This window comes from Nostoc sp. (assembly GCF_036917135.1).
Classification (GTDB): domain Bacteria; phylum Cyanobacteriota; class Cyanobacteriia; order Cyanobacteriales; family Nostocaceae; genus Nostoc.
Window position 1 is genome coordinate 24,083 of sequence record NZ_JBALEA010000072.1, and the last position, 9,646, is coordinate 33,728.

The 9,646-nt window shown below is 40.5% G+C and carries 10 protein-coding genes; 7 read left to right on the forward strand and 3 right to left on the reverse strand.

What is annotated here, in order from left to right:
* The first annotated feature begins 98 nt into the window (after positions 1–98).
* The 4 genes from V7K50_RS22415 to V7K50_RS22430 all read left to right on the forward strand — a co-directional run bounded on the left by V7K50_RS22415 (position 99) and on the right by V7K50_RS22430 (position 2,889).
* On the forward strand, positions 99–1,091 hold the full coding sequence (locus tag V7K50_RS22415; protein ID WP_334963870.1) for an AbiTii domain-containing protein: 993 nt from the start codon (positions 99–101) through the stop codon (positions 1,089–1,091).
* A 187-nt stretch (positions 1,092–1,278) separates the two neighbouring features.
* A complete protein-coding gene (locus tag V7K50_RS22420) occupies positions 1,279–1,443 on the forward strand; it encodes a hypothetical protein (protein ID WP_334963872.1) in 165 nt (54 codons plus the stop codon).
* A gap of 35 nt (positions 1,444–1,478) precedes the next feature.
* A complete protein-coding gene (locus V7K50_RS22425) occupies positions 1,479–1,901 on the forward strand; it encodes an Mpo1-like protein (protein WP_334963874.1) in 423 nt (140 codons plus the stop codon).
* Positions 1,885–2,889: an aromatic ring-hydroxylating dioxygenase subunit alpha gene (locus tag V7K50_RS22430; protein WP_334963876.1), complete on the forward strand. Its 1,005-nt coding sequence runs from the start codon at positions 1,885–1,887 to the stop codon at positions 2,887–2,889. Before V7K50_RS22425 ends, V7K50_RS22430 begins: the two co-directional genes overlap by 17 nt.
* Positions 2,890–3,467: 578 nt before the next feature.
* Here V7K50_RS22430 and V7K50_RS22435 read toward each other — a convergent pair.
* The gene (locus tag V7K50_RS22435) at positions 3,468–4,406 is read right to left on the reverse strand and encodes an alpha/beta fold hydrolase (protein ID WP_334963878.1); all 939 of its coding nucleotides are present in this window, start codon (positions 4,404–4,406) and stop codon (positions 3,468–3,470) included.
* A gap of 71 nt (positions 4,407–4,477) precedes the next feature.
* On the opposite strand from V7K50_RS22435, the gene V7K50_RS22440 reads away from it, so the two are divergent.
* Positions 4,478–5,368, forward strand: coding sequence for a shikimate dehydrogenase (locus tag V7K50_RS22440; RefSeq protein ID WP_334963880.1), 891 nt, complete (start codon positions 4,478–4,480; stop codon positions 5,366–5,368).
* 297 nt (positions 5,369–5,665) lie between these two features.
* On the opposite strand, the gene V7K50_RS22445 is transcribed toward V7K50_RS22440, so the two are convergent.
* Positions 5,666–7,048, reverse strand: a complete 1,383-nt coding sequence (locus V7K50_RS22445) for an aminopeptidase P family protein (RefSeq protein ID WP_334963882.1) — start codon at positions 7,046–7,048, stop codon at positions 5,666–5,668.
* A gap of 47 nt (positions 7,049–7,095) precedes the next feature.
* The gene (locus tag V7K50_RS22450; RefSeq protein ID WP_334963884.1) at positions 7,096–7,329 is read right to left on the reverse strand and encodes a hypothetical protein; all 234 of its coding nucleotides are present in this window, start codon (positions 7,327–7,329) and stop codon (positions 7,096–7,098) included.
* Positions 7,330–7,658: 329 nt separating this feature from the next.
* Here V7K50_RS22450 and V7K50_RS22455 point away from each other — a divergent pair, with 329 nt between their 5' ends.
* Positions 7,659–8,453 carry a PhzF family phenazine biosynthesis protein gene (locus V7K50_RS22455; protein ID WP_334963886.1) on the forward strand — a complete coding sequence of 265 codons (795 nt, stop codon included), beginning with the start codon at positions 7,659–7,661 and terminating at the stop codon, positions 8,451–8,453.
* 587 nt (positions 8,454–9,040) lie between these two features.
* The gene (locus tag V7K50_RS22460; RefSeq protein ID WP_334963888.1) at positions 9,041–9,487 is read left to right on the forward strand and encodes a DUF4332 domain-containing protein; all 447 of its coding nucleotides are present in this window, start codon (positions 9,041–9,043) and stop codon (positions 9,485–9,487) included.
* Positions 9,488–9,646: the final 159 nt, after the last annotated feature.

The following is a 9,646-nucleotide window of genomic DNA, read 5'->3' on the forward strand; positions in this document are numbered from 1 at the left end:
ACTTTATCTGTAGAACGATGCTTACAGCGATCGGACTCTTCGCACTAAACGGATATAGCTTTACTTGATCCCAATACTTGAGATAAGGTGAAATACTTGTGAATTCAATAGTTCTAGAACTACAAAGAGATGCCCTCAACCCTTCTATTTCTGTCCTAATTCTTCTCCGTAAGGCTTATGTAGTTGCTAGAAAGCGAAAGATCAGGCAATTTCAAGAATGGATCGAGTTGGAACTCAATGGGTATAAAGGGCATCCAATACCTGAATATCGAGTTGTAAGAGGTGAACTAAGAGCATGGAATCCCTATCATGGGTGGCATCAAATAGTCACGGATGACCAGAATATTTTAAATTTTTTTGAAACCGTTTGTAATTGCTCTATTAGGCAATCAATTAGTGAACTATCTACTTTGACTAATGATGCAGATAATAAATTAAATTTCCAACTGCCGCCCACAGTAGAATCATTTTTGGCTTCTCTTGTGGATACTTCGGTAAAAATTAGCATCAGCAATGCAAGTTTAAAAAGGATTGTGGAGTCTGTTAGAGATGTGATTCTGGAATGGGCTTTAAAGCTAGAAGAAGATGGAATCACAGGCGAAGGAATAGTTTTCTTTCAAGAAGAGAAACAGACTGCTGCTAAACAAGATTATAGTGGTTTCATTCAGATTATTAATAATATAGAGCAGTCACAAATGCAAAATTCTTCATCCGAAAGTCAATCAAGCTCAGAATCCTTCAAAAATGACCTTTGTGGAGCAAACGTGGGCAATTTTGCAAACCAAGTTTCCGGTAACGCACGACAGCAAGCAAATCAGCATATCCATTTATCCGAACCGAAGAAGACTCTTGCAAAAGCAGCCGAGGAGATTCAGCAACTGTTAAAGCAGTTAGAGCAAACGAATCCGACTGCAACTGAGCTAGAAAAAGTGGCTTATGTTAACGATGAAACTACTCCAAGTTTCAAGCGTCGTGTCGCTGGTGCGCTCCAAGCAAGTGGTGAAACAGCAATTGACGAGTTTATCTTAGAGAATAAGTATCTTAAAGTTGTCAAAGCGGCTATCAAGGGTTGGTTACAGCTAGGTAGTTGAGTGCGATCGCTCTTCCGCTACGTTAACGAAACATAACGCACTATTTTTATGAGAGTAATACCTACGATGGGTGGAGCGATCGCTTTATTCAGGACAGGTATGACTTTGCTATATTAGATAGTGCCTCACCAATAATCACTCGTAAATAACTTGTAAAATTTAAACAGCAAAAAATCCCTCCATTCTTATGAGTGAAAAACTTCAGACCGAAAAAGACGAGCTACAGACAAGCACTAGTATAGAGATAAATCAAGAAAAAGAAAACGAAAAAGTTTTATGTCCTCATTGCCAGCGTACTGCTACAAACGGTATTAAATGTAAAGGTATTTGTGTGGCTGATAATGACTATTAAGGTACAACTTATATTGATGTTTCATACACTATATTATGATTCATATCAATTCTAATCCTAAACAAAAAGTAAAAAATCGAATTAATAGTAAAATTTTGGATCATCCTTTTACAGACTATTGGGATATTTTTATTCTTAAACACCAGCATCCAATTAATATTGCTTTACATATTTTAGGAATATTATTTTTTTACAGTTTACTCTTTTATACTTGGAAGTTGCAAAACTTTTGGTTGTTCTTGGGCTTACCATTAACTCAATTATTAGGATTAACCGGACATTTTTTATTTGAGCGTAGCCATATTGATTTACAAGATGCTGTATTTTCTTGGCGGGCTTCTTACTGTTTGGGTAAAATGTTATTTAGAATTTTGACGGTTAAATATCGAGATGATATTCGCCAAAGACAAGAAATATTAAATAATTATCTATCAAACAATTATGCAAATATTCAATAATTGGGATGTGATTGCTAAGGGTTGGTATATTGCCTGTCCTATTCATAAAATCCCTAAAAAAACAGCAAAATCTGTAGAAGTATGCGGTCACAAAATTGCCATTTTTAGAGGTGAAGATGGTCAATTACGGGCTTTGGATGCTTATTGTCCTCATTTGGGGACAGATTTAGGAATTGGGAAGGTTGATGGTAATTGGATTCGTTGTACATTTCATCATTGGGCATTTGATGAAACAGGGCTTTGTCAAAATATTCCCTGCCAATCAGAAATTCCTACTCAAGCTAAATTACAAGCTTATGCAACAGAGGAAAAGTATGGATTTATCTGGATTTATCCAGATGCTAAAGCACCAGAGGGAGTAGCTGATTTTGATGAATTGAAGGGAAAAGAAATTGTTGCACAAGCTGATATTGCATTTGAAAGAAGTTGTCATCATCATATTTGTATGATGAACGGGATTGATGCTCAACATTTAAAAACAATTCATCATTTAGACATCAAAATGGATTTGTCGCTACATCAAAGCGAATTAGGTACACAAATAGACTTTACAATGCGGGGACAATTCCCTCAAACTACTTGGAGAGAAAAGTTAGGTCAAAAAATTCTGGGTTCCACATATCAGTATTCAATGCGTTATGCTCATGGTTGCATTGGCTTGTTAACAATGATGAAAGATGTTAGGCTTTTTCCACCACTGTATATGATATATGCTTATACTCCAATTACACCTGAAAGAACGATAATTCAACCGATTTATGTAACTGAAAAACGTCAAGGGATTGTGGGATATCTGCTAAGTCAGTTTTTGCTATTCTGTACTCGCTTGGCTTATTATATGCTCAGAGATGAAGATGGTAAAATTTACGACAATATTCGCTTTAATCCGAAGTTGCTCCTTAGTATTGATCAGCCATTAGCTCAATATATGGACTATGTAAACCAGCTAAAACCGTCTCGATGGTCAAAAAATAGCGGTGTAAAATAGTAGGTTGGGTTAACGATCGTTTCTCAACCTCAGAGGTTGCTTGAAAAATGGTTGGCTGTGATTTTAATACTCATTACTCATTACTCATTACTCATTACTCATTACTCATTACTCATTACTCATTACTCATTTACCAGGTAAGAATCTCCAGCAAATTACCCCAAATAATACTCGAATAATCAGTTGGGTTGTTGTTCCAAGTCAAAATGCAATTTTTCTAAAAATTAAGCTGTCGCGCATTTAATTTGCACAACTAGGGCGGGCAAGATGCCCACCCCACAAGAGATTTATTTTTTGGAAGATGCAAATTAAAAGATTTTTAGCTTATCAAAGACTCGGATAATAATAAAAAATTTACAGATGAAGACAAAACAAATTTTGTCAAGGTTAACATAGCTAAAATCGGTATGGGAACTGAGATTATTAGTGACAAAATCGAGCAAGAAATTAAATCTTACGTTTTTAAATAAGCTCTCTCATAATAAGGACTTCAGCCCTTATTATGAGAAAATTTAATTAATTTTATATTGCGTAACATAGTTTGATTTATTCTTGCCTACTTACTTATCGACATAATATCACTGGGGAATAGACAAAACCCAATCGCGCAAAAGTTGGTTTACTTTATCCGGTACTTCATCATGGGGACAATGACCTGCTGTTAAGAAATGTTCTGTCAATTGAGGACAATATTGGCGAAACTTTGGAGAACGTTCTCTAGTATTCATCCAAGGGTCAGCTTCTCCCCATAATATCAATAAAGAACAAGTTAATTGCTTTAGTAGCACATCAACTTTTTCCCCTTGAGGAGTGCTAAAAACTGAAATAAACACATCCAATGCACCTGCATCAAAAGCAGGACGAGAAATTTCTTCTACCAATTGGTCTGTAACTGCACTTTTATCAAGATATACTTTTTCTAAAGTTCGGCGAATTACCCAACGTTGTCGCACGTATTGAAATAAGAGAAACTGAGCTAAAGGTTGTTGAAAAATCCACTTAACTGAGTCGCCCAGAAGTTTCTGTAAAGAAGAGGGTTGTTTGGGTGGCTGAATTTGGCTTTGCAAAGCTTCAGGTTCAGATGTCGGCTGGCTTTCGCTAAATGGGCCAGCACTATTGAGCAACACTAAACCAGCCACGCTATCAGGACGTTGTGCTGCAACACACAAGCAAGCGTAGCCACCAAGGGAGTTACCTGCTAATACTGCTTTTTGACCAATCACTTCCTTGATAAAATCGTTAAGTTGATCGCGCCACAAGTCGCCACTATACTGCAATTTGGGTTTTGCCGATCGCCCAAATCCCAAAAGGTCGATCGCAAATACTTCAAAATCTGGACACAATCCTGTGATATTCTTGCGCCAGTGGTCTGTAGAAGCACCAAATCCATGTACCAAAAGCAAGGGCGGACGTTGCGTTTGTTTCTCTCCCGCATGCACGTAGTAAACGTTGTGCCCGCGCCACTGCCAATATTTACCAGGAATTGGGGTTGTAGAGGGGGCTGTAGTTGCCTGCATGATTTAAAGAAATGTTAAGTAGCTTCTAATAATTGTAGACTAGGTGGGGAGATGAGGGGGATGGGGGAGAAATGACTAAAGAAAGATTGATTACAGGCAAAACTAAACTACTAGGTGTCATTGGACATCCGGTGGAGCATTCGTTGTCACCAGTGATGCATAATGCTGCGTTAGCTAATTTAGGATTAGATTACATTTATCTACCTTTTCCCATCGAACCACAGAATTTAGAGGTGGCGATCGCAGGTTTTGCCGCTATTGGTATTGTCGGTTTTAGTGTGACAATACCTCACAAACAGGCAATCATCCCCCTACTTTCAGAAATTACACCCTTGGCTCAAACTATCGGAGCCGTGAATACTGTTAGCCGCCAAGATAACCGATGGGTAGGCACAAATACAGATATTGAAGGATTTATCGCGCCTTTACAGACGACATATAAACAAGATTGGAGTCAGAAGATAGCAGTGATTTTAGGCAATGGTGGCGCAGCCAGAGCAGTTGTTGCAGGTTGTCATCAACTAGGTTTTGCCAAAATTTATGTGTTGGGGCGCAATGTGCAGAAATTACAAGCATTTTGCGATAGTTGGAGTAATTCACCTATAGAAGAGAATTTGCAAGTCGGTACATGGGATGAACTACCAAAGTTAATTCCTCAAGCAAATCTGCTGGTAAATGCAACTCCGATAGGGATGTATCCCAAGGTTGATGAGTCGCCTTTGAGTCTAGAGGAAATGGCAAATTTACCAACAGGTGCGATCGCTTACGATTTAATATATATTCCTAAACCAACGCAATTTCTCCAGCAAGCTGAAAAACAAGGTGCGATCGCCATCGATGGATTAGAAATGCTAGTTCAACAAGGGGTAGCAGCATTAAAAATCTGGTTGCAGTCGGAAACTTTGCCTGTAGAAGTAATGCGCCAAGCCTTACAAAATCACCTGGGTTTGGGGGAATCATGAAACTTATTACCCCCTTAGGGCGTGTTTTCAAACTACTCCTTTGCCTCCTAATTTTTTAGATCCCTCTAAATCCCCCTTAAAAAAGGGGGACTTTAAGAGATTTTGAGCAAGCCTTTTTTAAGGGGGGTTGGGGGGATCTAAGACTTTGAAAACACGCCCTAATCCCCCCTTGGCAAGGGGGGAAAAAAGAAATCTAGTTCCCTCACGCCACTTGCTACAACGGGGGGAACCCCCGCAACGCAGTGGCTCCCCAATACATACGGGGAGGGTTAGGGTGGGGTAAAATTTAGCGTCAACTCAGCCATTGACTAGATTTTCTATAGTATCGGCATCGTTCGGCAATGCGGCTGTTAAGACTTCGCTGCCTTCTGCGGTAACTAAAACATCATCTTCGATGCGGATTCCGCGGACATCAGCAAATTCAGCTAAACGCTGCCAATTCACCACACTCTGATATTTTGAACGCACATTAGCATCATTTAAAATTGCTGGTACTTGATAAAAACCAGGCTCAATTGTGACTAGCATTCCTGGACGCAGGGGACGATTTAAACGGAGGTAATTTAAGCCAAAGCGATCGCTCCTTTCACGTCCCTCTTCATACCCTGCTAAATCGCCCAAGTCTTCCATATCATGGACATCTAAACCCAGTAGATGACCAATACCATGAGGAAAAAACAGCGCGTGAGCATCCATTTCTACTAAATCTTGGGAATTTCCTTGTAAAATGCCTAACTCTACTAAACCTTCAGCGATCGCCGTGGCAGCTAGTAGATGAATATCCCCATACTCTACACCAGGCTGTATTTTGGCAATGCAAGCATCATGGGCTGCCAACACCACATTATAAATATCTCTCTGGGTCGATGAAAATTTACCCGAAACTGGCCAGGTGCGGGTGACATCACCTGCCCAACCCGTCTCGGTTTCAGCGCCAACATCGGCAAGTAGTAAATCACCTGGTTGTAGGGGGTGGTAATAATGCTCGTTATGCAAAACTTCACCATGAACGGTGACAATACTATTGTAGGAAGTGGTCAGATTGTGGGCAATAATTACCCCTTCCATCGCTGCACGAACTTCTGCTTCTAGTTTGGCTTGAGGTGTTGCAGCCATACCCGCTTTGTGGGCTTCGACGGTGAGTGCCGCAGCTTTTCGTAATTCGGTTAATGCAGCTTCATCGTGGGTGAGGCGTAAGGAAGCGATCGCTTTTGCTAACTTCAAGTCAATTCCTTGGGGAGGACTTTGTGGTAAAACCCATCTATTTAATAGCTGCGATTGCTGCGTCCAAGTAGCTGCATCTTGTACAGCAAGTGTAGCGGCATCTTCTACCCAAGACGCTAACTCTGCCATTGATCGAGCCACATCCGCCCCAATATGCAGGGCTATTTCCTCACGTGTTGGCATTTCTCCATGCCACAGGGCGCTGCTGGGTGAGGGATTGTCCATGAATAATTCTAGCTTGCCCGCTTCTAAACGAATTGCCGCCTTTGATAAAGGCAATCCGGCGAAGTAGAGGAAATGACTGCTAGCACGAAACGGAAAGGGATTTGCAGCAAAGTTGCGCGGACTGTTGCTACCTGACCACAGAATTGCGGGAAAATCAATGAGGTTGGCTAGTTGTTGCCGTCGGTGGCGTAAAGTATCGATGAGGGAAGTAGAAGTTTGTTGGATAAGCATAAATATCAACTCAAAGAAAAGGATAAAGGTGATGGGTTTGCCTTTATTTAGTCGTTATCGTCATCTTTTTTATCATCCTTGCGATCGCTATCTTTTTTGTCGTCGTCATTTTTGTCTTTCTGCTTTGTCTGGTTAGGCTCTTGGGTAGGTTGTACGATTGGTTTTGGTTGCTGGGTTGGGGCAACTGGCAGTGGTGCTTCAACAACACAACTAACTAATCCTCCAGAAATTAGCGCTAAGTTGACAGCAGCAAAGATGCTTCTGAAGATTTTTATCCTCATGTTTCCGTTTTGCTTTAACATTTACTCTAGTTTTTGGAGATTGTGTTCCTAATCTCTAAGTTACTGTATATGGCGCTTCTCATTAAGCAAGTTTGTAGTAAGCACTTTAGTGCTTAGAAAATAAGGGACTGACAAATAAAAAAATACTCAACTATTTCTTGTGGGGTGGGTGTCTCACCCGCCCACAGCCAAAGGCGCTCATGTTGCCCACCCGACAAAATTGGATAATTTATTTGTTGTCAGTCCTTACTACAAACCTTCAAAAATAGCACAAATCTCTAACGCACTTGTGATAAATATATTGGTGTCTAAATTCCAAGGTGACTCGAATGGGACAAATCATTACTCAGGTTGATGCTTTTACCAATACACCTTTTGCAGGTAATCCGGCTGCTGTCTGTGTTTTGCCTACTTCTCAAGACGAAGGCTGGATGCAAAAGGTAGCCCAAGAGATGAATTTATCTGAAACGGCTTTTTTAGTCAGACAGGATGATGGTTTTAACCTGCGTTGGTTTACACCCACGGTAGAAGTGCCGCTTTGTGGTCACGCAACCTTAGCTAGTGCCCATGTACTTTGGTCAGAGGGACATTTGTCACCTGATGAAGTTGCGCGTTTCTACACCAAAAGTGGAGTGCTGATTGCTAAGTTGCAAGGTGAGTGGATTGAGTTAGATTTTCCTGTGAATCACTCACGAGTAATCATTGCACCTCCAGAACTCAAAGTTGCTTTGGGTGTACCATACAGATTTACCTTGCAGAATTCACTAGCTTATTTAGTGGAATTGGAATCAGAAGATTTGGTGCGGCAAATGCAGCCTAATTTTCAACTACTAAAAATCTTACCACTTGGTAAGGTTATAGTTACTAGCTTGACTAATCCTGATTCAGATTATGATTTTGTCTCTCGCTTCTTTGCGCCAGAGGTAGGTATTGATGAAGATCCGGTGACTGGTTCAGCCCATTGTTGCCTTGCTGCGTTCTGGCGCGATCGCTTGCAAAAAGATCAGTTCTTAGCTTATCAAGCATCAAGTCGCGGTGGGGTGGTGAAGGTATATTATGACGGAGGCGATCGCGTCTTTCTTGGTGGACAAGCAGTAACTGTGATGCGAGGTGAATTACAGTAAGCTACGGTGTACACACAAGTCTGTTTTCCCTTTGTATCCCAGAATTACCCCCCTTAATCCCCCGATAAATTGGGCGACTTTGATTCTTTCCCCCCTTAAAAAAGGGGGGTTAGTTTTGTAGGGTGTGTTATGCCGTAGGCTAACGCACCACCCGAAGATTCTGGTGCGTTACTAATCAAATACACGTAGAGACGTAGCAGTGCTACGTCTCTACAAGGTTTTGGGTTTTATATATGTACTTCATTTACCTGAAATCTGGTGTATTGCTCTAGTTAATTTTTGCAACCCCATGCATTGGCATAACAAGTCGATGCATTGGCATAACAAGTCAATGCATTGGCATAACAAGTCGATGCATTAGCATAACAAGTCAATGTATTGGCATAACAAGTCAATGCATTGGCATTACAAGTCGATGCATTGGCATTACAAGTCGATGTATTGGCATAACAAGTCGATGCATTGGCATTGCAAGAGGTTGAGTTAAGATAGCAAGGTGATACAAATACTAAGCACGCAAAAGCGTACTTTTGCGAAGAGACGACTGTCACAATATTTAAAGAAGCCTTATATTTTAATTTCAAAATATGTCTGCTAAACACAAAGATAGTAGAAGTCCTGTCCAATATGGTGACTGGCCAATTGAACAATTACCTGGACTTAGCCAAGAAGAACAATCCCAACTGCAAAATTGTGGAATTACTAGCACGGTAGCGCTAGTCAAACAAGGGAAAACTCTAGAAACAAGACTAGCCTTAGCCAATAAACTACAGATTCATCTTCAGTATGTAAATAAATGGATGGCTTTAGCCGACTTAGCGCGTATTCCCAGTGTAGGGACACAATATTGTGGTTTATTGCTCCATGCGGGTATTGCTTCTGTGGCACAATTAGCTCAAACTCCGACTCACAGATTGCATCAACAAATTATGCGCTTGCAAGTAGCAACAATGCAGCGACGAGATTTGTGTCCAGCAATTGAGCTAGTACAACAGTGGAGTCAGCAAGCGAAAATAGTCTTGAGTGGGGAGTAGGGAGTAGGGAGATGAGGGAGATGAGGTAAATAAGTAATGAGTAATAAGTGATAAGTAATAAGTTTTACTTCTTACTCATTACTTCTTACTCATTACTTCTTACTCATTACTTCTTACTCATTACTTCTTACTCATTACTTCTTACTCATTACTTCTTAC

Bases quoted from the DNA above. Each gene is read 5' to 3' on its own strand.
- V7K50_RS22445 (WP_334963882.1), bottom strand. From the start codon at position 7,048: ATGCTTATCCAACAAACTTCTACTTCCCTCATCGATACTTTACGCCAC.
- V7K50_RS22420 (WP_334963872.1), top strand. From the start codon at position 1,279: ATGAGTGAAAAACTTCAGACCGAAAAAGACGAGCTACAGACAAGCACT.
- V7K50_RS22440 (WP_334963880.1), top strand. From the start codon at position 4,478: ATGACTAAAGAAAGATTGATTACAGGCAAAACTAAACTACTAGGTGTC.
- V7K50_RS22435 (WP_334963878.1), bottom strand. From the start codon at position 4,406: ATGCAGGCAACTACAGCCCCCTCTACAACCCCAATTCCTGGTAAATAT.
- V7K50_RS22460 (WP_334963888.1), top strand. From the start codon at position 9,041: ATGTCTGCTAAACACAAAGATAGTAGAAGTCCTGTCCAATATGGTGAC.
- V7K50_RS22455 (WP_334963886.1), top strand. From the start codon at position 7,659: ATGGGACAAATCATTACTCAGGTTGATGCTTTTACCAATACACCTTTT.
- V7K50_RS22430 (WP_334963876.1), top strand. From the start codon at position 1,885: ATGCAAATATTCAATAATTGGGATGTGATTGCTAAGGGTTGGTATATT.
- V7K50_RS22450 (WP_334963884.1), bottom strand. From the start codon at position 7,329: ATGAGGATAAAAATCTTCAGAAGCATCTTTGCTGCTGTCAACTTAGCG.
- V7K50_RS22425 (WP_334963874.1), top strand. From the start codon at position 1,479: ATGATTCATATCAATTCTAATCCTAAACAAAAAGTAAAAAATCGAATT.